The organism is Staphylococcus sp. SA22 (assembly GCF_054165785.1).
The window spans coordinates 66,108-89,283 of record NZ_JBSZQY010000004.1 but is presented as its reverse complement, the minus strand read 5'-3'; the positions used below and the strand labels follow the sequence as shown (position 1 = coordinate 89,283).

Below are 23,176 nucleotides of genomic sequence, written 5' to 3'. Positions count from 1 at the left end.
CACACAACTTTTTTATTTGCTTTATCCTGAGGAGGAAAATTATGGCAAGAAAATTGCATAGAGAGTTGAATAACAGACACATCCAATTGATAGCAATTGGGGGCGCAATTGGAACTGGGTTATTCCTAGGATCAGGTCAAACAATATCTTTAACTGGTCCATCACTGTTATTCACATACATGATTATTGGGGTTGTACTATTCGCTTTTATGCGCGCATTAGGCGAATTGTTGTTGAGCAATACAAGATTTAATTCATTTGTTGATATTGCAAATGAATATTTAGGCCCTTTTGGTGGATTTGTCATTGGCTGGACTTACTGGTTATGTTGGATTGTATCAAGTATGTCAGATCTAACTGCGATGGGACAATACTTTGCATTTTGGTATCCACAAGTCCCAAATTGGATTACCGTGCTATTTATTGTTTTAATCTTGATTAGCTTCAACTTATTAGGTGCCAGATTATTTGGTGAACTGGAGTTTTGGTTCTCTATTATTAAAGTTGTCACAATTATTGCGATGGTTATCGTTGGTCTTGTATTAATCTTTTTCTCATTTAAAACACATTATGGACATGCATCATTCACAAACTTAATCAGTCACGGCGGCATGTTCCCTGGAGGAACATTTGGTTTCTTAATGTCATTCCAAATTGCTGTATATTCATTCATTGGTATTGAACTTATAGGTGTAACTGCTGGTGAAACGAAAGATCCTGAAAAAACCTTACCGAAAGCAATTAATAATGTACCTATCCGTATTTTATTATTCTATATCGGTGGTCTATTAGTAATTATGTCAGTCATACCTTGGAATGATATCGATCCAAATAGTAGCCCTTTCGTTAAACTCTTTACATTAATCGGCGTGCCATTTGCAGCAGGTGTCGTTAACTTTGTCGTGCTAACTGCCGCGGCCTCTGCTACAAATAGTGGTATCTATTCGAATAGTCGTATCTTATTCGGACTGTCACAACAAGGGTTAGGTCCTAAAGTTTTAAATAAAACGAATAGTCATGGCGTGCCTTATTTATCAATGTTAGTCTCATCAATTGCATTACTTATAGCAGCCTTGTTAAACTACATTTTCCCTAATGCAATTCAACTATTCATATACGTTACAACGTTATCAACTGTGTTGTTTTTAGTTGTTTGGGCAATGATTATTGTCGCTTATCTAATGTATTTGAAAAAGCATCCTGAGGCACATAAAAACAGTAAATTTAAGTTGATTGGTGGTAAGCCTATTGCTTACATTATTCTAGCGTTCTTCTTCTTTGTATTCGTTTTATTATTCTTTAGTGACGAAACAAGAGCAGCTATTTATATTTCGCCATTCTGGTTTATATTTTTATTTTTCTTTTATAAAAAATACAAAACGAATGCTGAAAAGCTCGCATATGAACAACGACAAAATGACAGCGGTCATTTCAGATATGACAATCAATAATTTAAACATCTCGCTCTAGTATCAGTTCAACCGATACTAGAGTTTTTTTGAAAATAACTTCATTTTATCAATATATCTATGTCATTATGCCTTAAAAGTGATAAAATATTAACTATTAAAATTTTGAGGAGTATTGTATGGCACTATTAGAAGCATTTTTAATTTTTATTTTTGCTGTGATTATTAGTTCGGTTATCAATAATCGATTCCCACAAATTCCTACTGCCTTTATTCAAATTGCATTAGGTGTCGTTATTTTCATTATTCCAATACAAGTTGATTTCCAATTCAATTCTGAAGTATTTATGTTTGCCGTTATCGCGCCACTACTTTTTGTGGAAGGTACCCACGTCTCTCGAACAAAATTATTAGAATATCGTAAACCTATACTATTAATGTCAATGGCACTAGTGTTTGCAACTGTAGTCGGTGTTGGCTATTTTATACATTGGATTTGGCCTGCCTTACCAATGCCAGCCGCTTTTGCAATAGCAGCAATTTTATGTCCTACTGATGCAGTAGCAGTATCTGCTATTACACGCGGAAAATTATTACCTAAAGGTTCTATGACGATTTTAGAAGGTGAATCTTTACTCAATGATGCAGCAGGTATCATTTCATTTAAAATTGCTGTTACTGCATTAGTAACTGGTACCTTTTCATTATTCCAAGCTGTTGAACAATTTATCATTTCAACAATACTAGGTGTACTTATTGGTGCAATTATTGGATTCGTTGTCGTTAGAATACGTATAGACTTAACCGCTAATAAAGGTTTAAAAGATAACAATACCTTAACTTTTATTCAATTATTAACTCCTTTTGTCGTATACTTTTTAGCAGAAGAAGTTCATGCTTCGGGTATCATTGCAGTTGTAATCGCAGGTCTAATCCATGGTTTAGAACGCGACCGTTTAATTAGAGCACAAACGGAACTACAAATGAATTACCATCAAATTTGGAACACATTTAGTTATGCCTTAAATGGTTTTGTATTTGTTGTATTAGGTTTTATGATTCCAACTGTAGTCATAGATATTTTCCAAACAGAGCCTGACAACTTTTCATTTTTAATAGTGATCACTATATTAATCGCTATTGCAATTTATGCATGTCGATTTGTTTGGGTTTATTTCTGGTACAAAGATTTTTATTTCCCGAAAAATATACAATCTTATCTAGACGAGGAGCATGATTCACATGAAACACCACCTTCTCGTGTGCGTTACGCATTTATTATGACGATGTGTGGTATTCACGGTACAATTTCACTTTCAATGGCACTTACATTACCATTTATCATTACAAAAGGACAAGCATTCGAATACCGTAATGATTTATTGTTTATTGCATCTTTCATGGTATTAATTAGTTTAATCTTAGCGCAAATTGTTTTACCTTTAATTACACCATCTGCCGAAGATACTACTTTTAAAGGTATGACTTATCAATCTGCCAAAATTTTCATTGTTCAAAAAGTGATCCAGCATTTTAAAAACGAAAGTAAAAAAGACAAAAACGATACAAATTATCGCCCAGTATTAAACCAATACTATGGAGAATTGTTATTTTTATTAAATTCAGAACCTGATAATCAAAATACAAAAGAACTCAAACGTTTAGAAGATATTGCAAAAGTAATCGAAACATCTACACTTGAGCGTTTAATTGATAAAGGTAAGGCAACATATCAGGATATAAATAATTACCGCAATATTGTCGAATTAACAGAGACACACCGTACTGCTTCATTTGTTGAAAAATTTGCAAACTTCTTCAAGATGTTATGGCTTAGACTTAAAGCGATGAAGCACTACAAAGCCTTAAACAAAGAATCTAAGAAGCAAGAATTTGAAAATTCATTCAAAGATGTTCAAAAAATTATGCGTATTGTGAATCACAATATTATTTTACGCTTAAAAGAAGAACAAAATAGTACAAATGTACTTGAGGTTAGCTTAGTCATTAATCATTACTATGATATGAGTCGCTCATTAAAGTGGCGTGCACAACGTCGAAAAGAACGTCAAGAAAACAGCAATCAAATCATACCGCAAGCTATGTTCCATAACCACAAATTGGAAGCATTGTACTTACAACGTCATCTTTTAGATGAATTAATTCGCAAAAATAAAATCAACAATATCGTTGCAGCTCAAATTCGAGAAAATATCAATTACAACGAAATTGTCTTGTCTTTACAGTCCAAACATTAAGCAAGATATAACAACACCCCGTACATATGAGACAAAGTCATTATCATCTCATATGTACGGGGTTTTTATATTCAACATCAAAAAATCGGATTGATGAAAAGTAATAACCTTTCATCAATCCGATTTGATTATAGAATCTATTTTTTAAGTTTAAATGGAATTGTACATACGTTAACATTCTTTTGATAAATTAAATACAATTTCATACGCAAACTAGTTTGATTGTGTAATAAATTATGCCAACGTTTCTTAGTAATAAATTCTGGTATCACTACTGTAATCATATAGTTTTGATCGTTGGCTTTACGATTAATCTTATCGATAAAACGTGAAATTGGTCGTATAATACTGCGATATTCCGAGTGTAAAATAACTAATCTTACATCTGGGAAATGACGTTTCCATTTCTCTTGGAATGCTTTTTCATCTTCATCTCCAAATGATACATGTACTGCTATGACATCATTATTCGCAAGCATTTGTGCGTAATAAATAGACTTATCAACTGCTGTTGTAATACTTGTTATCGGCACAATTGCTAAATTACGATCTACCACGTCCACATTAAGAACATCAATGTCAGAACGTAATTGTTCTGCGATATCTCGATAATGTTTGTTAATTTTCAAGAAGAAAATCACCACGAACGGCAAGAAAATAAGTATCGGCCATACTTGGCTAAATTTAGTTATGAGTAAAATCATAAAAACAATAAATGTCACGATACCACCAAGTAAGTTCACAGACAACTTACTTAACCAATTCTTAGGACGTTCATGAATCCATTTAATAACCATACCGAATTGTGCTAGTGTAAATGGAATAAATACACCAACCGCATACAATGGAATTAAATCTTCAGTCATACCATCAAATACAATAATTAAAATAATGGCTAATACACCTAAAATAATAATTGAGTTAGAGTAGCCTAAGCGATCACCTCTAACAGTAAACATTCTAGGCATATATTTATCTTTAGACATTGAAGCCGCTAACATTGGAAAAGCTGTAAATCCAGTGTTGGCTGCTAATACCAAAATCATCACAGTCGTTGCCTGTACAAAATAGAAGGCAGCATTATCACCAAATATTTGCATAGCTAATTGTGATAAAACTGTCGTTTCCGTTTGTGGCATAATTCCATAAACATATGCTAAACCAACGATACCAACTAATAAAAACGCTAAAATTGAACCCATAGCAATTAACGTTTTTACAGCATTATTAGCACTTGGTTCTCTAAAATTGGTTACCGCATTTGAAATAGCTTCAACACCTGTTAATGATGAAGCCCCTGATGAAAATGCTTTTAATAGCAAGAATAATGTTACTCCAGGAACCGCAGTTCCTACTGATGCATGCATATGTGGTTGAATATCTCCTGTCGCCACACGGAAAGTACCTATAAATATTAATATCACTAACCCTATAATGAAGAGATATACTGGATAGGATAATACGGTGGCAGATTCAGTTAAACCACGTAAATTTAATATTAAAATAAAAAGTACAAGTAAACATGCAATCAGTACTTTATGCCCATATAAACTTGGGAATGCAGCAACAAATGCATCAGCACCAGATGATATACTAACAGCAACAGTCAGTATGTAATCGACTAATAATGAGCCTCCTGCAAGCAATCCCCATTTTTCTCCTAAATTAGTCTTGGACACCATATACGCGCCGCCACCTTTAGGATATGCATAAATAATTTGCCTATAAGACATAATTAAAGCAGCTAATAAGATCAGAACAGCACCTGCAATCGGTAAAGTATACCAAGTTGCAACTGCACCCACTACTGATAATGTAATCAGTATTTGTTCGGGACCGTAAGCCACTGAAGATAATGCATCCGACGAAAGAATCGCTAACCCTTTAAACTTCGATATCTTTTCGTCTTTTAGTTCTCTGTTTTTTTTAGGTTGCCCTATAATAAGTCTTTTAAATTGATTGAACATAATCTCCTATTCCTTTTTATACTTTTTGATGGATATCACTATACGCCTATCTTTCCAAAAAGTATAGAGAGTTAATTAATATTTTTTATGTAATTATACACCTATTAACATATAAGGTGTCAAAAATAATGGTAAATATACCTCTTTAATTAATTTATTCAATAGAACTGGTATAATAAAATAAATCTCATTAGGCACTTAAGTAAATTTAACATATAAAAAAAGGAACGTTTATGACTACTAAAAAACTGTATTTTCTATCCATTTCAATTATCATTTTAGTCGCCATTTCAATTGCTATATATATAACATTAAATAGCAATACGAAGACGCGGTTAACCAATGATTCGCAACAACAAATAGATACAATTATCGAGCATGATTTACAAAAGGGACATATTCCTGGAGCATCAATTTTAATAGTAAAAAATGGTAAAGTTTTTTTAAATAAAGGTTATGGTTATCAAGATGTTGATAAAAAAGTCAAAGCTTCTCCCACAACAAAGTATGAAATTGCTTCTAATACGAAAGCTTTCACAGGTCTTGCAATTTTAAAATTAGCTCAAGAAGGTCGATTAAACTTAAATGATGCCGTATCCAAACATGTGCCTCATTTTAAAATGAACTATAATGGTCAAAATGAAACTATTACGATTAAGCAACTTTTGGCTCAAACAAGTGGTATACCTAGTGATATTACAAGCGAAGACGCCGTAACAAATAAAAATAATCGTTTAAATGATGTAACCCATGCAATTATGGGTGATGAATTACATCATAAGCCCGGAGAAGAATTTGAATACTCAAATATGAACTATGATTTATTGGGTTTAATTATCCAAAACGTTACGAAGCAATCCTATACAAAATATATTACAAATTCATGGCTCAAGCCTTTGCATATGACCCATACATCATTCAAACAAACCAATAACAAATCAAAGCATGATGCTATTGGCTACGAATTACAAGGTTCGACACCTGTCGTCTCTAAACCTGAATTTAACCTTTGGGATACACCATCAGCATATATGATGACATCAACTGAAGATTTGGAACATTGGATAAAATTCCAACTTAATCCACCTGATAAATACAAATCATTAGTTCAACAATCACATAAAAATTTATCATCAACAATTGGTGAACCTAATGCCAATGCATATGCTTCCGGCTGGTTTACCAATAATGATGAACATTTAGTGTTTCATTCAGGAACGCTCGATAACTTTTCATCATTTATTTTACTAAATCCAAAACAAAATTATGGAATTGTTGTGCTTGCAAATCTAAATTCGGAATATGTACCCAAATTAGTTGAGCATCTTAACACACAAATTGTAAATCACAAGCGATATTCGACAGTTGCGTCTATGCTCAATCAATATAAAAATCAATTTAATATTGTTACCGTTTTGATGACAACACTTATTTTATTAGCATTTATATTCTCAGCTTATCGTGCTTGGCAAATGCGTCACGGGAAAATCATCCTGCGCAAATCAAAACTTACCACATTTTTAAGTTGGCTAACTTTATGTTTATTTATCGCTATAGCACTCATATTATATGCATTACCATATCTCATTCTCGGTAGCAATAACTGGTCTTTTGTACTGACTTGGCTGCCAATAGAAATTAAATTAACGTTAACTACAACATTTATTGCATTATTCAGTATGTTAATTACAATTCTGTTAGTACTACATACAACGACAATTAAGAAACCATAAAAAAGACTTGTTCAATCGCCCATCAATCCGAAACATACATATTTATGTATGAGGATTAGCGATTTGAACAAGTCTTCATTATTAACATGCTATATGCAGAAATCGATTATTTAATTGGATTCATGCCATCTTTCCAAGTTTTATAAATCAGAGTACCACCTTGCGCTTTAAACTTCTCATTGCTTACGCCACGTTCAAATGGTTGCGCAGGTTGAATATCAATATTTGGTTCAACACCAAGTTGTTTTTTATACCATTCTGCAAATTCAGAACCTTTAACAGGCGCATCATCTGCTACATTATAGATACCATTTTCAAAATGAATAGCTTGAATAGATGTTTCAACTGCATCATCAAGATGCACAAATGATGTTACGCCATCTGAAAGTGTCACTTGACCATCCATAAATTGATTATAAATCATGCCATCTTTTCCGTACCAAGTACCTGGGCCATATAACCAGCCAAAACGTAAAACAACGTATTCATCCATACGAGCCGTTTCTTCTTCTAGACCAACCACACCATCAACCGTTACTTTTCTATCACCAGTTGAGTTAAAATCAAGTGAAGTTTCCTCATTTGCTAATCCTTCGCCCGGTTCATACATAAAGGCAATACTTTGGGCAATTACTTTCTTAACATCATGCTTTTTCGCCGCATCAATTAAATTTTTAGAACCTTCAATACGTACTTTCGTGTTTGCTGCCATATCAACATTTTTTAAATCCGTAATTTGGTTGATAATGATTTCTGGTTTAAAATCTGCTAACGCTTGATCAATGGTATCAGCTTTTAATATATCACCAATATATGCTTTTACATTAACAGCAGCTAGCTTTTGTTGACCATTCTCAGATGTAGTAAAACCAGCAACCTCATGCCCCTCTTCTTTTAGTCTTTGAACTAATTTAATGCCAATAAGGCCCGTTGCACCAGTTACAAAAATTTTACTCATTATATACACCTTTTCTCTATTTGTCTTTTAATATAATTACTTGCTTGATGAGTGTACAAAATTCACGTGAGACTTCCAAATGATTTGCCTCAAAATTTTTCAAAGTGTCGTCGTAAAAACTGTCTAGCAAATGCTAGTAGTATGTCGTAGACCTATGACAAATCTGAATTATGACGAAGACCAATCAAGAAAAACAGCACCAAGATCATTTCAATTTGAAAGTACCTTACTGCTGTTCTTTATTTATTACATTTCAATTTTAATAATGACCGTAATTATCACGTGATAGTCATTTCCTTGTAATCATACCTAAAAACACTAATTAATCCTGTGCATGTCGCTGACTTTCTTTAGTATGAATTAAATCAGTAATAAAGCGATTGACTGGCGCTTCAATATGACGTTGTTTACCTAATGTTGCAACTGCACCATTAATATAATCAATTTCAGTTTTTCTATTATTAACAATTAAATCTTGATACATGGATGGATAATGCGCACCAACTTTTTCATTTAAATCAACTAAATATTCAAATACTTCATCAACATTTAAATGAACATTATCAATCGTCGCTACATGCACTATTTCTTGCGTTAATTTATAAATCAAACACTTCGCATAACTACTTTCATTCAGTGATGCCATATTACACTCCAACACTGTGCTTAATGCATTTGCCGTACCATTAACACAAATCTTTTTCCAAATCGATTGGTATAAATCTTTACTAATGACACCATTCAATTCCGCTTCGTTAAGTAAATCAGCAACTTTTATAACATTTTCTTTACCTCCATCCACTAGTTCACCTATTTCAACTGGTCCACTACCAAGTAAATGACTGTGCCCAGGGCTTTCAAGACCTGCCGTCCAAGTCGTAACACCTCTGACAATTTGTGATTGAGCAACATACTGCGCAATGACTTCTTCATGCTTCAAACCATTCATCGTACATACGACAATCGTTTCATTATCAATATGTGGCTTCATAGCTTCCATCACTTCTTTTAATTGCATAGACTTTGGAAATAGAAAGACAACATCGTAAATGCTTCCGTCCGGTTGATCATTAAAATGGTACATCGGAATGTTCAACTCGAATGCCTCTCCATTAATCGTTATATTTAATCCATGTTGCTTAACCGCTTCAACATGAGATGTATATCCGTCAATAAGTGTGACATCATATCCTGCTTGAAATAGTTTGGCACCAAAGCCACTACCTAATGCACCCGATCCAGCAATTGCAATTTTCATCCTATAAACCTCTCTTCATCGTTGTTGTTCATTTTAAAAATACTACTTTCGCATATTAGCGTCAATTTGAAAATCATTCGCTTAATATACACACACAGCTTTTATCGTCTATAAAAGAACACACCTAACATTAAACGTCAATACGCAACATTAAGTGTGTATGATATACTTGCTTTCACAAAATTTCCTTTAAAATCTCTACATAATAACTTGCTTTCATTTCAGTTTTACAAATTCGTTTGATTTTTAGGAACTAATAGTAAAATGACTAAAAATGCAACAATTGCTAGCAAGGCATTAAACATCATACCTGTGAAACCACCTAAGTTCAAATTTAAATTAGCTGCTAACACAGTATAAACCGTACCAGATACTGCTACTCCAAATGCATTTCCTAATGATGACGCCATTTTATATACGCCTGAAGCAACACCCGACTTATCATCTGGCGCACTAGCAACTGCTGTATCAGTTGATGGTGTAGCATATAATCCTAAACCAGTACCAAATAATAAATATCCAACTATACTAGATACGATATACCACATTTCTGGTAAAAATGTTAACGACAATAAGATTAACCCAATCACTGTAAAGCCACTTCCTAGTAATAGTGGGCGTTTCGGACCATGTTGAGATAAAATCTTTTCACCTACACGAATCATTGACAACACTGCTATTAAATACGTTAATGAAATATAACCCGTTTGCGAAGAATTAAATCCTAATTGTTGTTGATAATACGTGTTAATGACGATAAGTGCACCACCTGCTACACCATTTAATAAGAAGTTTGAAATAGTTGCACCACTGTATCCTCTATTTTTAAAAATTGAAAAATCAACAAGTGGATGCTTTATTTTATTTTCGTAATATACAAAACCAACTAATGAACAGATAAACACTACAATTAAACCTAGAATTAACGGTGAAACTAAACCAAAATGAGACGTCTGTGTGATGATTACATTTAAACTTAACATTGTCACCACTAAAATGACTAACCCGATAACGTCAAACTTTTTAGCTTCTGCTTTCATACCTTTGATTGGTTCTGCTTTAGTCTCAGGTGCGTGTTTGATTAAGTACATTGCTAATAATGTTAATAGAATTGAAACAACAAATATTGAACGCCAACCTATATATGTAGCCATTAAGCCACCAAACAACGTACAAATACCACTACCACCCCAAGAACCAATAGACCAATAGCTTAAGGCACGTTGTCTTCTTGTACCAATATAATATTCGTTAATAATAGCAAGTGTGGATGGCATAATACATGCTGCAGACAAACCTTGAATTATTCTACCTATAATTAAAAATGCTGGCAAAGGTGTAATAATGATGAGTAATGAACCTACAACATTTAATATCAATCCTACATAAGTAATTTTGACGCGACCAAATTTATCAGCAACATCACCAGCACCTACGATAAACAAACCAGCAAATAAGGCAGATAAGCTAACAGCGATATTTATCGTTCCAACGTCACTACTATATGTTGATTGTAATGGGACAACAAGATTAACAAGTGACTGCGCGAATAGCCAAAAGGTAATAACCCCTAAAACGATACCCAAAAGCAATCGGTTGTCACCTCTAAATTGTTTTGATGTGTCCATGAATTAGATAAGCCTCCTATGTTTAAGAAAAACAAATTTTTAATATGATATATTAAGAAACAATATCATAAATTTGCAGAAAATTATAAATAAAACATCTCATTTTTTAGTATTTTTACAATAATTAACGATTTTTATCCAAAAACTTTCATGATAATAATTGCTATTTTAGTGTAAACGCATACAAACATAACCTATAAAAAGGCTACTCAAAGATTATTTGAGCTCCTTGAGTAGCCTCATTTTTTATAAATCATGAAACGGAATCGCTAAATTATAAACATCTTCTACTATTACATATTAATACTTTGCGGACGATGATTAGATTGATTTTTACGATGTCGTGTCGTTGGGTCTAATCGTTTTTCTAAAAATCTTAATAGTACATCAATGACGATTGCAATGATAGCAATCGGAATCGCACCTGCTAAAATAAACGTTGTGCCATCCGTCGCATTTGTACCACGAATCACAATGTCACCAAGCGTAGGTGCTCCTATAAATGATCCAACGGCAACAACACCTATCGCAACAACCAAGGCAATACGAATGCCACCGATAATAACCGAAACAGATAACGGTAATTCAATCATTCGTAGCACTTGATTGCGTGTCATTCCCATACCTTTGCCAGCATCCTTAATATTCGCATCAACACTAGCTATACCAGTATAAGTGTTTTTTATAATTGGAAGTAACGCATATAAAAACACTGTTAAAACTACTGTTTCTGAGCCTAAGCCCATGACTAACATTAAAATAGCTAACATTGCAATGACTGGAACTGTTTGAATTATATTTGCAATTGTAATTACAAATCCAGAAAGTTTTGTGTATCTTGCAAGCAAGATTCCCAATGGAATACCAATTAAAGCAGCAAACAGCACACCATAGACAGACATTAATAAGTGTTTGAAAAATAAATCCCATAGATAGCCAAAGTTCGTAACATAATAATTGAATAATTGCTGTAATAAATTACCTTCCATTACTTATGACCACCTTTCTGTTTATCAAAATAGTGGTGTTTTTTCAAAAATTCTTCTGCGACGACAGCAGGTTCTTTACCTTTACCATCCGCTTCATAATTCAAGCGCTGCATCTCTGAAGTTGAAATCTTTCCAGTCAACTTATTAATCGTCGTTTTAAGTTCTGGGTGTTGACGTAATAATTCATTTGTTGCAACAGCACTCGCAGCATAAGGTGGGAAAAATTGTTTATCATCTTTAAGTACTTTCAAATCATACGCCGCAATTCGACCATCTGTAGAATAACCTAATGCAACGTCTAACTTCTCTGAGTTTAATGCGTCGTAGACTAGACCTATTTGCATTGGTCTCACTGTACCAAAGTCGAAACCATACTCTTTTTTAAACCCTTCATAGCCATCGCCTTTACGATTCATCCATGAACTATCCATACCTAAACGTAAATCTTTACTATGCTTTGCTAAATCTGAAACTGTCTCTAAATGATATTTTTTAGCAGTTTCCTTCGTTACCATGAATGCATACGTATTCGCAAAACCATACGAATCAAAAAACGTTTGATCAAATTTCTTTTTAAATCCTTGTTGTGTGGCTATCATTGCTTTCTTAGGGTCTTTAATTGGTGCTTCCTTCAAAGCTCCTGTTAAATCTGTACCATTGTATCTAACACCCGATATATTAGCATCGCCATTAATTAAGGCATTATGTTGAATCGTACTTGACCCTAAATTATTTACTAATGTTGGCTTTATCTTACCATGTGTATCATGCTCTATTAACAACCGTAACATATGTGAAATAATTTGCGATTCGCTTGTTGATAATGCTGTAATTTTGACATCATTTTTCGTGCTCTTACTACCTAGTCCAGGCAAACTACATCCAGATAATACGATAAGCGATAAGACAAGCACGACAAGTATATATTTAATTTTCTTCATTATCTTAGCCTCCTAATTATCCAGATACTTTTAAGCCTTTGGGAACTACCCATTTTTCAACTAAAGCTAATAAGGCATCAACACCTAATGCTAGTGCAGTAACGAGTACCGTTGCAGTTACAATCATCAGTGGATCATATAAATTTAATCCATTGAAAATGAAATCACCTAATCCACCCGCACCTACATAACTTGCAAGTGTAGCCCAACTAATTACATACACAGACGACAAGCGAATACCGCCTAGTATAAGCGGTAAGGCTAATGGCAATTCCACATCCTTCATCAATTGAAATTGCGTCATCCCCATACTTTTTCCAGCTTCTTTAATGTTGCTATCAATATTTTGAACACCGAGTACCGTGTTATTTAAAATAGGTAATAATACATAAATAAATAGCGCTACAATTGCAGGCGTTTTACCAACACCAAAAATCGGTATCATAATAGCAAGTACAGCTAGTGTTGGAATAGTTTGTAAGACACCTGCTACAGTCAATATAATATTGGCAGTTCGCTTTGTTTTTGATAATAAAATGCCTATAGGTACTGCAACAATGATGGCAAGTAATAATGCCACTATAGAAATATAGAAATGTTCCAGTGTTTTCGACATCAACTGTCCACCATGTTCATGTAGGAACTCAATCATGATTTATCATCTCCTATGTCATGTACTTTGACATTAGTAGTATGTTGCTCATGCACTTTTGAGGACGTAGTGTCTTCCCCCACATGTTCTGTTTGCACTGTATCCTCACTATCGCCCCAAATTGTATCATATACAATATCAACAACATTGGCACGCGTAATCAGTCCTACTAAACGCTGTTGATCATCTACGACAGGTACATTCCTAACGTTTCTTTTTAAAATCGTACGTACAGAATCTTGTAACTTAGAATCAATTTGAACGGTATAAATATGTTGTTGCATTGTATCTCGTAAACTTTTGTGTCCACGTATACCCTGATTTATATCTTCAATGTCTAAGAAGCCTAGTAAATGGTTATTACTATCTACTACAAAAATAGTATCAACACGTTTTTGTCTCATAATATGAACGGCGTCATTCAGTGTTGCTTCTGCTTGTATCGTGATTGGTTTAATCATTACACCTTCTACAGTCTTGTCATTGGGACGGTCTTGAATCAGTCTATTTTGTCCTATAAAATCACGTACAAAATCATTTGCGGGATGTCTTAAAATATTGTCTGGTGTATCAAATTGCACCACCTTACCTTCTGACATAATACAAATTTTGTCTGCTAATTTAATCGCTTCATCCATATCATGTGTTACAAAGATAAACGTCTTGCCTAATTTTCGTTGTAACGTTTTAACTAAATCTTGTAACGTATCTCTCGTAATAGGATCCAATGCACCAAAAGGTTCATCCATTAAAATAATATCTTGTTCGGCCGCAAGTGCTCTTACGACACCGATACGTTGTTGTTGCCCACCTGATAGTTCTGCTGGATAACGTTCTAAAAATGACTCCGGTAAATCCACAAGTTTAATTAATTCCTTTGCACGTTTATCCTTTTCTTCTTTAGTCCATTTCAACAATTTAGGTACCAACACAATATTCTCTTTACTCGTCATATGAGGCATTAAGCCAATTTGTTGAATAACATAGCCAATATTTCTACGTAATTCGACAGGATTCATACTCCGAACGTCTTTACCATCAATTTCAATTTGTCCTTCTGTCGCTTCAATCATACGGTTTATCATTCTTAAAGCAGTCGTTTTGCCACTTCCACTGGTTCCAATAAATGCGATAAATTCCCCAGATTGAATATCTAAAGAGATGTCATCTACTGCCTTTTTATTACCAGAATAAATTTTCGTTAAATGCTTAATACTTAACATAATCATTTCTCCTTCCTCATAAAAAATATGACGAATGATACGCATAAAATAAAAAGACCATCATCGCAATTGTTAAACAAATAGAGTCATAAGTTAAACAAGTACACATCATGGTCTTGATTATGTAGAATTTTATATTTTTCATCTGTAATGTGAATACCTAACAGTAAACGGCGCTATGTATGTTGAATTTCTACCGATTACTTTGTTTGCACATTCGTATATTCGACATTTAAAACTAACATACTCTATATGATGTTATTAAACATTATTATTTTATCTTTTGCAACTAAATAGATAACTCATATTTTTTAAAAGCGAATTTATTATCGCTCAATTGGTTGTTTTATAGCAAAAAAGTGTCAAAAATGTGAAATATTATTGCAAAAGTCGAAGTTTTGTAATAATGCACACGCATCCATTGTTACAGACGGACAAACGCCCATCCGCCACTCACAAAGTCATCCTTATATTTTAATATCTTCATCATTCATTGTAGAAATCCTTGCCTTTTGCTAACAGTTCCTACTCCCAAGCCTGTAACGGAATTCCAACGTCAAAGTGTTGCCTATGACAGGCACACCTAAAAAAACAACCAACAGCATGAGCCATTGGTTGTTTCGTGTCATCTTGTATGTTGTTGTATAACCGGTATGCTTTTACTCATTAATTACTTATCATGCATCCCTTTACCTTCTAGTATTTGGTTAATATACTTTTCAACACGCTTTTGTCTTGTTTCACTGCGTTTAGCTTGCCCAATATGATATATATATTGATGTTGTCTGCCTGGCGTTAATTTATAAAATGACGACTCTAACTGTGGCATTTCTTCGAACTTAGCTTCTAACTCTTTAGGAATAACATATTCCTCTGTTTTCTTCATTTCAACTTTTTTACCAGCTTTTTCAGCTTTAATTGCTTCAGCTAGATAATATTTAATTTCTTCGGTACGTGCTTGAATCTCTGTTAAATTTTCAAATCGTAACTGACGAGCTGCTTGCACCTTTTCAGTCTGTTGAATGAGTGTATGATATTTATCCTCCAAAATGGCACCTTTATGAAATAATAGTGCAACATAATTTTTGAAGCCATGGATAAGTACTACATTTTTATTATTCAACGTGTAACAAGGATGCATCCATTTATACGCTTCCTCTAATTCTGTTTCATTAAAGATTAACGCTCTCAAATATTTATATTCTTCTTGCCATTGACTCTCTTTATTTAAAAATGCCTCAACTTGTTCATTCGGTTGTTTCTCACTCATAGTCATCACTTCCATTTCATTTTTCAATACACATTGTATTATATATCCTAATTTTATAAAAAACTAATTTTACAAATGCTTTTGCATTATTACAAAAAATGAATTTGACTATTATTATAATAAGCGTATAATTGTCGCATATTATTTTTTGTATTTTTGGCAATAACGAAGGAGTATTTATGAATAAAGACAAGCAATTGCACAACGACAAAATCAATCTATCCCAATTAGTCTTATTAGGGTTAGGTTCTTTAATAGGATCTGGTTGGCTATTTGGTGCGTGGGAAGCATCATCAATAGCTGGACCAGCAGCAATCATATCATGGGTTCTTGGATTCCTAGTCATTGGAACCATTGCCTATAACTACATTGAAATCGGCACAATGTTTCCTCAATCAGGTGGCATGAGTAACTATGCCCAGTATACACATGGCTCATTATTAGGCTTTATTGCTGCTTGGGCGAACTGGGTGTCTTTGGTGACAATAATACCTATCGAAGCTGTGTCAGCTGTTCAATATATGAGTTCTTGGCCGTGGCATTGGGCGAAACCAATGAAACATTTAATGGAAAATGGCTCTATTAGCACATATGGATTGCTAGCTGTATATCTCATCATTGTTATTTTTTCATTATTAAACTATTGGTCCGTAAAACTTTTAACATCATTTACGAGTTTAATTTCTGTATTTAAATTAGGCGTACCCATGTTAACCATCATCATGTTGATGTTATCAGGATTCGACACTTCAAATTACGGCCATTCGGCAAGCACATTTATGCCTTACGGAAGTGCACCGATTTTTGCTGCAACAACAGCATCAGGGATTATTTTTTCATTCAATTCATTCCAGACAATTATTAATATGGGTTCAGAAATTAAAAATCCTGAAAAAAATATCGCAAGAGGCATCGCTATCTCACTGTCAATCAGTGCAGTGTTGTACATCATTTTACAAAGTACGTTTATCACTTCTATGCCTCAATCAATGTTACAACATAGTGGATGGAATGGCATCAACTTCAATTCACCATTTGCTGATTTAGCTATCTTATTAGGAATTAATTGGCTCGCAATTTTACTATATATTGAAGCTTTTGTATCACCATTCGGTACTGGCGTGTCATTTGTCGCCGTTACAGGTCGAGTTTTACGAGCAATGGAGAAAAATGGACATATCCCTAAATTTCTTGGGAAGATGAATGAAAAATATCATATTCCACGTGTAGCAATTATCTTTAATGCCATCATTAGTATGATTATGGTTACGTTATTTAGAGATTGGGGTACGCTAGCAGCAGTTATTTCTACTGCAACTTTAGTAGCCTATTTAACTGGCCCAACGACAGTGATTGCATTAAGAAAAATGGGACCAACAATGACTCGTCCATTTAGAGCAAAAATTTTAAAAGTAATGGCACCATTATCATTTGTATTAGCTTCATTAGCTATATATTGGGCAATGTGGCCAACAACGGCTGAAGTTATTTTAATCATTATACTTGGATTACCAATCTACTTCTTCTATGAATATCGTATGAATTGGCGTAATACAAAGAAACAAATTGGTGGTAGCTTATGGATTATTGTATATTTAATCGTGCTATCAATACTGTCATTTATAGGAAGCAAAGAATTTAAAGGCTTAAATATGATTCACTATCCATTTGACTTTATAGTTATTATTATTGTGGCGCTTATCTTCTATTACATCGGTACAACGAGTTCATTTGAAAGCGTCTATTTCCGTCGCGCAACACGAATCAATACGAAGATGCGTGAGTCACTAAATAATGAATCAAAGTCATCTCATTAAATATTTTAAAATGCAGTGCCATATATGATTTCAACACACACATTAACCAACCATTGATTTCAACATCTTGGTTGGTTTTTTATTTTGAAAATGGGTTATAAATAACTAACATAACAAGATGGTGAGAGTGATATTGTAATGAAATGTCACTGTAGAAGAACATCATATAATGCTGAAAATGGTTTGAGTTAAAACAGATATCAAGCTCGTCTGATTCAGTCACAAAATTGTCTTGTTATACTTGTCACCTATCATCTATAGACCGTGGTATGATTAAATTGGGGATGATAAAGGAGGTTAATAAATATGAAGATTAATACTACAGGTGGTCAAATTCATGGTATTACACAAGATGGTTTAGATATCTTCTTAGGCATTCCTTATGCAGAACCACCAGTTCATGACAATCGCTTTAAACATTCTACGTTAAAAACACAATGGTCAGAGCCAATTGATGCAACTGAAATACAACCCATCCCACCGCAACCAGACAACAAATTAGAAGATTTTTTCTCCTCACAATCTACAACTTTTACTGAACATGAAGACTGTTTATATCTAAATATTTGGAAACAACATAATGATCAGACGAAGAAACCTGTCATCATTTATTTTTATGGTGGTAGTTTTGAAAATGGTCATGGTACAGCCGAACTCTATCAACCGGCACATTTAGTACAAAATAACGACATTATCGTTATTACATGCAATTATCGTTTAGGCGCATTAGGATATTTAGACTGGTCATATTTTAATAAAGATTTTCATTCCAATAATGGACTTTCAGATCAAATCAATGTCATAAAATGGGTGCATCAATTTATTGAATCCTTCGGTGGCGACGCTAATAACATTACTTTAATGGGTCAGTCTGCAGGCAGTATGAGCATTTTGACTTTACTTAAAATACCTGACATTGAGCCATACTTCCATAAAGTCGTTCTGCTAAGTGGCGCACTACGATTAGACACCCTTGAGAGTGCACGCAATAAAGCACAACATTTCCAAAAAATGATGCTCGATTATTTAGATACAGATGATGTTACATCATTATCGACAGATGATATTCTTATGCTGATGGCGAAGCTAAAACAATCTCGAGGACCTTCTAAAGGGCTTGATTTAATATATGCGCCTATTAAAACAGATTATATACAAAATAATTATCCAACAACGAAACCAATTTTTGCATGTTATACAAAAGATGAAGGCGATATTTATATTACTAGTGAACAGAAAAAATTATCGCCGCAACGCTTTATCGACATTATGGAATTAAATGATATTCCTTTAAAATACGAAGATGTTCAGACGGCGAAGCAACAATCTTTAGCGATTACACATTGTTATTTCAAACAGCCGATGAAGCAATTTTTACAACAACTCAATATACAAGATTCAAACGCAAAACTATGGCTTGCTGAATTTGCATGGCATGATACTTCTAGCGCACACTATCGCAGTGCTTACCATATTCTAGATATGGTATTTTGGTTCGGAAACTTACAAATATTAGCAGCACATCAATATCCAACAACTGCTCACCTTAAATTTTTAAGTCGACAAATGCAAAATGATTTAGCTAATTTTGCTAAAAGCGGTAAAATGCCTTGGCCGATGTATCATAATGAACGTCGCTATTATCGCTCATATCAATAACGTTATAGCATCTAAAAAAGCACACCTGAATTTGATAGCAGGCGTGCTTTTCATATGAGAATTATGATGATTTAAATGTTTTAGCATAATGATTATTTTTCAATGTGAAAACAACGATTAATCCTAATGCGCCAATGATGGCACTCGTATACGTGATAGCTTGAACAGAAACATGTGTCATGACCAAGCCTCCAATAATGCCTCCAACACCAATACCAGCGTTTAAACTAGACATGTTCCAACTCATTACTTGGCTTGTGTCGCCTTCAACATGTTGAATCACACCGCTTTGCACTGCTGGATTAGTACTCCATTGCATGATATTCCAAATAAATAGTCCTGCTAACAATAGACCTGAACCAGGTAAAATTAAATTCATAAGTAACATCATGACGATAAAAATAGAAACAGAAATCATTAACCAACGCTTACTTGTAATTTTATCGGAGAATATACCACCTAATGATGTTCCAATAACGCCAGCGATTCCATTTACTAGAAGTGCTAATGAAACGAATGACATATCATGACCATTAGATAAAATAAGTGGATTTATAAAGACGAATGTCACTGAGTTTGCAATCAATACTAAAAACGTAATAATTAAATATTTTGCTACTTCAGCAGGTCTTAATATTTTCGAAGTAACATGATTTTCATGAGAAGGTGCCTCATGATTCACAGGGCCTCGTTGTATTTCCTGATCCTTCGGTAAATAGATCATCATCAAGAAGCCAACAATAATACTCACAATAATTAAGAATAGAAATGTATAGCGCCAACCTACTAAATCGCCGATAACCGTTCCAATTGGTACACCAAAAACATTGGCACCACTAAACCCTGTATAGACAAGTCCAATCATTTTGCCACGATTTTTAGGTGCTGATAACATCGCTGTAATAGCTAATACTTTTACGATAATTAGTGCTGCTGCTGCAGATGAGATAATTCTACCAACTACTAATATTGAAAAATTTGGCGCTACAGCAATAATGCCATTACCAATGATAAATATAAATAATGTCCATAATAATACAGGCCTTGATGAAAAACGGTTCGTTAATTTAACCAGAATAGGTCCACATATCGCAAATGTTAAAGCGTACATTGTCACTAATTGACCAACGACAGCTTCTGATACATGTAAGTCCTGACTCATCAAGTTCATAATTCCTGCAACCATCATTTCAACCATTCCTACGATAAAAATACTTAAAATGAATGTAAATAGTCGCATGATTGACATTTTAAAACTCCTTTCAACAAAATTTCCGATATTCATTTCCCTTAGAATAACGATTTATTAAAAATGTGTGCAACACAATTTTATATATAACCGTTCTATTATATAATATTTTGCTTTAATTTTCTGTGCTTAATTGGAAAATTATTGAAATTGTTTTTCAGTATTTGAAAAATTAACACAAGTATGTCATTTAATAATTATGTATAATTACTTCAGTTTCAACAATGACTCCAAAAAAGCACGCACGCTTTATATGTCAGAACAGATAACTGACTACAAAGTATGCGTGCCTTTATGAATATTTTCGCTGCGCTAAATAATAGCATTACTATATGTGTGCATCACTTCATTTCCAATTAAAACTAATGCCTAAATCTGATGCGGTAAAATCTATCATGACTCACTCTTAACATCCGTATTTCGTGCTACTAATTGATGTCTTGCATTGAAAAATTGACCATAGCTTAAATATGTCGCAATCAAAGCAGACATAATGGTCGCAGTTGTATGAATAAACACGACTAACAATTGAAATTTAATCGCTTGTAAAGGTGGTACGCCACCAATAATTAAGCCTGTCATCATACCAGGAATCGACACAAGCCCATATGTTTTAACTGAATCAATTGTTGGCACTATAGCTAAACGAATACTTTCACGTATTGCACCTTTAGAAGCCAATTTAGGTGTAGCTGCAAGTGATAATTTAGATTCAATATTAGTACCATCTTGTACGAATGTACGATCTAAATTTTGGTAAGCTAAATTAATTGCAATCAAGCCATTATTAGCAAGCATGCCGCCGATAGGTATAACTTCATTGGCTGTAAATTGGATGGCCCCTGTCACAATAGTACCTGCAAGCGGTAATGCCGTTCCAACAAAGATAGCAACAAAGGAAATCAAAAAGACATGGTGCATGACTGGTGATGATCGACTAATCGTATTCCATGATGCGTTGACAATAATGACAAATACACATAATACTAATAGCCATTTGTCATTAATTTTAAAAATATAGTGCAGTAAGAATCCTAAAATGATTAATTGTACGACCGCACGTAGTGTCGCCACAATCAAATCTTTAATAATATGTAGACCTTCTTTATAAGAAATGATGATTGGAATAACTAATAGCAATGCCGTCAGTCCTAATGCCGTATTACTCATGTTGGTTCAACTCCTCTGTATTAGAAATTTGACCTTCAACAATGGTTATACGCTTTTGAAAGTGTCGCATACTTTGGTCATCGCTGTGGGTAATCCACATAATTGCCACGCCTTGATCTGCTAATTTAAAAATGATATTTTCTATTTTTTCTTTATTATTAATATCTAACGCACTTGTTGATTCATCTAATAGAAGGATGTCTGGGGTATACATTAATTGGCGTGCAATCGCGATCCTTTGACGCTCGCCACCTGACATATGTTCTATTTTAGAACTTAGCTGATAGTGTCCTAAACCTACATCTTTAATCAATTGCTTGGCACGCTTCTTATCAAATTTATCATTACGTGCAAGAGACGGAAAAATCATATTATCTTCAATCGTTTCACCAAACAAATCGCTTTGTTGCATCAAATAGCTAATGTGACGGCGTAATATTTCTGGTTCGTAATCATCATATGGTTTACCTTTAAAGTAAAGCGTTCCACTGGTTGGGCTAATTAAATTACATATTAATTTTTGAAATGTACTTTTACCACTACCTGAAGGACCAATAATCGCAATGGTTTCACCTTTATCTACTTTTAAATTAATATGGTTTAGTATGACTCTATCACTTGCCTCATACACTAAATCTTTTATCTCTAACAACATATTTCCCCCTCCTCGTATCATGAGTTATTTCGATATAATAGGGTATTCCTTTTCTTGAATAGTGTGCTTACCTATAAGTCGACCTAGTCAATGCTTATTACCCCTTAAAATCGCTCTAATAAGCCATATCAAATATAGTATTCCCATTTTTGAAAAATTTAGTGCCATTTCATTCCGGAAAATTTTTTTAATATTTATGTCAAAATTGAAGTACACTGCAGTGACTTATTCTCACTTTTTGAAAATAAAAAGCCTTTAACATGACATCTCATGCTAACTAAGAATCTAGCTTAGTTCTTGCATGACATCATATTAAAGACTTTCTTTATTATTTATGGAT

General features: G+C 33.8%; 18 protein-coding genes and 1 pseudogene. 5 read left to right on the top strand and 14 right to left on the bottom strand.

Translation table 11 applies throughout. The annotated features are described in order from the left end of the window. The first annotated feature begins 41 nt into the window (after window positions 1-41). Together ACXQH5_RS05390 and ACXQH5_RS05385 are read left to right on the top strand one after the other, a co-directional pair. Entirely contained in the window at window positions 42-1,451 is a 1,410-nt protein-coding gene (locus tag ACXQH5_RS05390) for an amino acid permease (RefSeq protein WP_000101541.1), read from the top strand. Between the two features lie 137 nt (window positions 1,452-1,588). Next, window positions 1,589-3,667, top strand: a complete 2,079-nt coding sequence (locus tag ACXQH5_RS05385; RefSeq protein ID WP_001185692.1) for a cation:proton antiporter — start codon at window positions 1,589-1,591, stop codon at window positions 3,665-3,667. 137 nt (window positions 3,668-3,804) lie between these two features. Here the strand turns inward: ACXQH5_RS05385 and ACXQH5_RS05380 are convergent, their stop codons facing one another. Further along, window positions 3,805-5,634, bottom strand: a complete 1,830-nt coding sequence (locus ACXQH5_RS05380) for an APC family permease (protein ID WP_000483052.1) — start codon at window positions 5,632-5,634, stop codon at window positions 3,805-3,807. Between the two features lie 233 nt (window positions 5,635-5,867). On the opposite strand from ACXQH5_RS05380, the gene ACXQH5_RS05375 reads away from it, so the two are divergent. Then, window positions 5,868-7,367: a serine hydrolase FLP gene (locus ACXQH5_RS05375; protein ID WP_000208570.1), complete on the top strand. Its 1,500-nt coding sequence runs from the start codon at window positions 5,868-5,870 to the stop codon at window positions 7,365-7,367. Window positions 7,368-7,473: 106 nt separating this feature from the next. Here ACXQH5_RS05375 and ACXQH5_RS05370 read toward each other — a convergent pair whose 3' ends face one another. The 10 genes and pseudogenes from ACXQH5_RS05370 to ACXQH5_RS05325 form a co-directional block, all read right to left on the bottom strand. Then, window positions 7,474-8,325: an NAD-dependent epimerase/dehydratase family protein gene (locus ACXQH5_RS05370; protein ID WP_000034510.1), complete on the bottom strand. Its 852-nt coding sequence runs from the start codon at window positions 8,323-8,325 to the stop codon at window positions 7,474-7,476. Window positions 8,326-8,647: 322 nt separating this feature from the next. Then, window positions 8,648-9,583, bottom strand: coding sequence for a 2-dehydropantoate 2-reductase (locus tag ACXQH5_RS05365; RefSeq protein WP_000684059.1), 936 nt, complete (start codon window positions 9,581-9,583; stop codon window positions 8,648-8,650). Between the two features lie 227 nt (window positions 9,584-9,810). Next, a complete protein-coding gene (locus ACXQH5_RS05360) occupies window positions 9,811-11,211 on the bottom strand; it encodes an MFS transporter (RefSeq protein ID WP_000381267.1) in 1,401 nt (466 codons plus the stop codon). A 293-nt stretch (window positions 11,212-11,504) separates the two neighbouring features. Next, a complete protein-coding gene (locus ACXQH5_RS05355; protein WP_000398941.1) occupies window positions 11,505-12,200 on the bottom strand; it encodes an ABC transporter permease in 696 nt (231 codons plus the stop codon). Then, window positions 12,200-13,141, bottom strand: a complete 942-nt coding sequence (locus ACXQH5_RS05350) for an osmoprotectant ABC transporter substrate-binding protein (RefSeq protein ID WP_000721555.1) — start codon at window positions 13,139-13,141, stop codon at window positions 12,200-12,202. The genes ACXQH5_RS05355 and ACXQH5_RS05350 overlap by 1 nt, the downstream gene beginning before the upstream one ends. 16 nt (window positions 13,142-13,157) lie before the next feature. After that, complete coding sequence (locus ACXQH5_RS05345) at window positions 13,158-13,793, bottom strand: ABC transporter permease (protein WP_000569116.1); 636 nt, start codon at window positions 13,791-13,793, stop codon at window positions 13,158-13,160. Further along, window positions 13,790-15,016, bottom strand: coding sequence for a betaine/proline/choline family ABC transporter ATP-binding protein (locus ACXQH5_RS05340; RefSeq protein ID WP_000948987.1), 1,227 nt, complete (start codon window positions 15,014-15,016; stop codon window positions 13,790-13,792). Before ACXQH5_RS05340 ends, ACXQH5_RS05345 begins: the two co-directional genes overlap by 4 nt. A gap of 365 nt (window positions 15,017-15,381) precedes the next feature. After that, a pseudogene (locus tag ACXQH5_RS05335) lies at window positions 15,382-15,462 on the bottom strand (hypothetical protein); the annotation flags it as partial. 79 nt (window positions 15,463-15,541) lie between these two features. Further along, on the bottom strand, window positions 15,542-15,652 hold the full coding sequence (locus tag ACXQH5_RS05330; RefSeq protein ID WP_031845054.1) for a hypothetical protein: 111 nt from the start codon (window positions 15,650-15,652) through the stop codon (window positions 15,542-15,544). Window positions 15,653-15,686: 34 nt separating this feature from the next. Next, window positions 15,687-16,286 carry a YdeI/OmpD-associated family protein gene (locus ACXQH5_RS05325; RefSeq protein ID WP_001291480.1) on the bottom strand — a complete coding sequence of 200 codons (600 nt, stop codon included), beginning with the start codon at window positions 16,284-16,286 and terminating at the stop codon, window positions 15,687-15,689. Window positions 16,287-16,465: 179 nt separating this feature from the next. Between ACXQH5_RS05325 and ACXQH5_RS05320 the strand changes: the two genes are divergently transcribed. Together ACXQH5_RS05320 and ACXQH5_RS05315 are read left to right on the top strand one after the other, a co-directional pair. Next, window positions 16,466-18,103 carry an APC family permease gene (locus tag ACXQH5_RS05320; protein WP_001030703.1) on the top strand — a complete coding sequence of 546 codons (1,638 nt, stop codon included), beginning with the start codon at window positions 16,466-16,468 and terminating at the stop codon, window positions 18,101-18,103. Between the two features lie 306 nt (window positions 18,104-18,409). Next, window positions 18,410-19,762 carry a carboxylesterase family protein gene (locus ACXQH5_RS05315; RefSeq protein ID WP_000700919.1) on the top strand — a complete coding sequence of 451 codons (1,353 nt, stop codon included), beginning with the start codon at window positions 18,410-18,412 and terminating at the stop codon, window positions 19,760-19,762. A 61-nt stretch (window positions 19,763-19,823) separates the two neighbouring features. On the opposite strand, the gene ACXQH5_RS05310 is transcribed toward ACXQH5_RS05315, so the two are convergent. The 3 genes from ACXQH5_RS05310 to ACXQH5_RS05300 all read right to left on the bottom strand — a co-directional run bounded on the left by ACXQH5_RS05310 (window position 19,824) and on the right by ACXQH5_RS05300 (window position 22,836). Then, on the bottom strand, window positions 19,824-21,011 hold the full coding sequence (locus ACXQH5_RS05310; protein ID WP_000026185.1) for an MFS transporter: 1,188 nt from the start codon (window positions 21,009-21,011) through the stop codon (window positions 19,824-19,826). A 393-nt stretch (window positions 21,012-21,404) separates the two neighbouring features. Then, complete coding sequence (locus ACXQH5_RS05305) at window positions 21,405-22,181, bottom strand: ABC transporter permease (RefSeq protein WP_000072152.1); 777 nt, start codon at window positions 22,179-22,181, stop codon at window positions 21,405-21,407. Continuing rightward, window positions 22,174-22,836: an ABC transporter ATP-binding protein gene (locus ACXQH5_RS05300; RefSeq protein WP_000923515.1), complete on the bottom strand. Its 663-nt coding sequence runs from the start codon at window positions 22,834-22,836 to the stop codon at window positions 22,174-22,176. The genes ACXQH5_RS05305 and ACXQH5_RS05300 overlap by 8 nt, the downstream gene beginning before the upstream one ends. Window positions 22,837-23,176: the final 340 nt, after the last annotated feature.

Excerpts from the sequence above, each read along its gene's own strand:
- ACXQH5_RS05365 (WP_000684059.1), bottom strand. The coding sequence starts at position 9,583 with ATGAAAATTGCAATTGCTGGATCGGGTGCATTAGGTAGTGGCTTTGGT.
- ACXQH5_RS05315 (WP_000700919.1), top strand. The coding sequence starts at position 18,410 with ATGAAGATTAATACTACAGGTGGTCAAATTCATGGTATTACACAAGAT.
- ACXQH5_RS05320 (WP_001030703.1), top strand. The coding sequence starts at position 16,466 with ATGAATAAAGACAAGCAATTGCACAACGACAAAATCAATCTATCCCAA.
- ACXQH5_RS05345 (WP_000569116.1), bottom strand. The coding sequence starts at position 13,793 with ATGATTGAGTTCCTACATGAACATGGTGGACAGTTGATGTCGAAAACA.
- ACXQH5_RS05305 (WP_000072152.1), bottom strand. The coding sequence starts at position 22,181 with ATGAGTAATACGGCATTAGGACTGACGGCATTGCTATTAGTTATTCCA.
- ACXQH5_RS05360 (WP_000381267.1), bottom strand. The coding sequence starts at position 11,211 with ATGGACACATCAAAACAATTTAGAGGTGACAACCGATTGCTTTTGGGT.
- ACXQH5_RS05310 (WP_000026185.1), bottom strand. The coding sequence starts at position 21,011 with ATGTCAATCATGCGACTATTTACATTCATTTTAAGTATTTTTATCGTA.
- ACXQH5_RS05375 (WP_000208570.1), top strand. The coding sequence starts at position 5,868 with ATGACTACTAAAAAACTGTATTTTCTATCCATTTCAATTATCATTTTA.
- ACXQH5_RS05300 (WP_000923515.1), bottom strand. The coding sequence starts at position 22,836 with ATGTTGTTAGAGATAAAAGATTTAGTGTATGAGGCAAGTGATAGAGTC.
- ACXQH5_RS05370 (WP_000034510.1), bottom strand. The coding sequence starts at position 8,325 with ATGAGTAAAATTTTTGTAACTGGTGCAACGGGCCTTATTGGCATTAAA.
- ACXQH5_RS05325 (WP_001291480.1), bottom strand. The coding sequence starts at position 16,286 with ATGAGTGAGAAACAACCGAATGAACAAGTTGAGGCATTTTTAAATAAA.
- ACXQH5_RS05380 (WP_000483052.1), bottom strand. The coding sequence starts at position 5,634 with ATGTTCAATCAATTTAAAAGACTTATTATAGGGCAACCTAAAAAAAAC.
- ACXQH5_RS05350 (WP_000721555.1), bottom strand. The coding sequence starts at position 13,141 with ATGAAGAAAATTAAATATATACTTGTCGTGCTTGTCTTATCGCTTATC.
- ACXQH5_RS05340 (WP_000948987.1), bottom strand. The coding sequence starts at position 15,016 with ATGTTAAGTATTAAGCATTTAACGAAAATTTATTCTGGTAATAAAAAG.
- ACXQH5_RS05355 (WP_000398941.1), bottom strand. The coding sequence starts at position 12,200 with ATGGAAGGTAATTTATTACAGCAATTATTCAATTATTATGTTACGAAC.
- ACXQH5_RS05390 (WP_000101541.1), top strand. The coding sequence starts at position 42 with ATGGCAAGAAAATTGCATAGAGAGTTGAATAACAGACACATCCAATTG.
- ACXQH5_RS05385 (WP_001185692.1), top strand. The coding sequence starts at position 1,589 with ATGGCACTATTAGAAGCATTTTTAATTTTTATTTTTGCTGTGATTATT.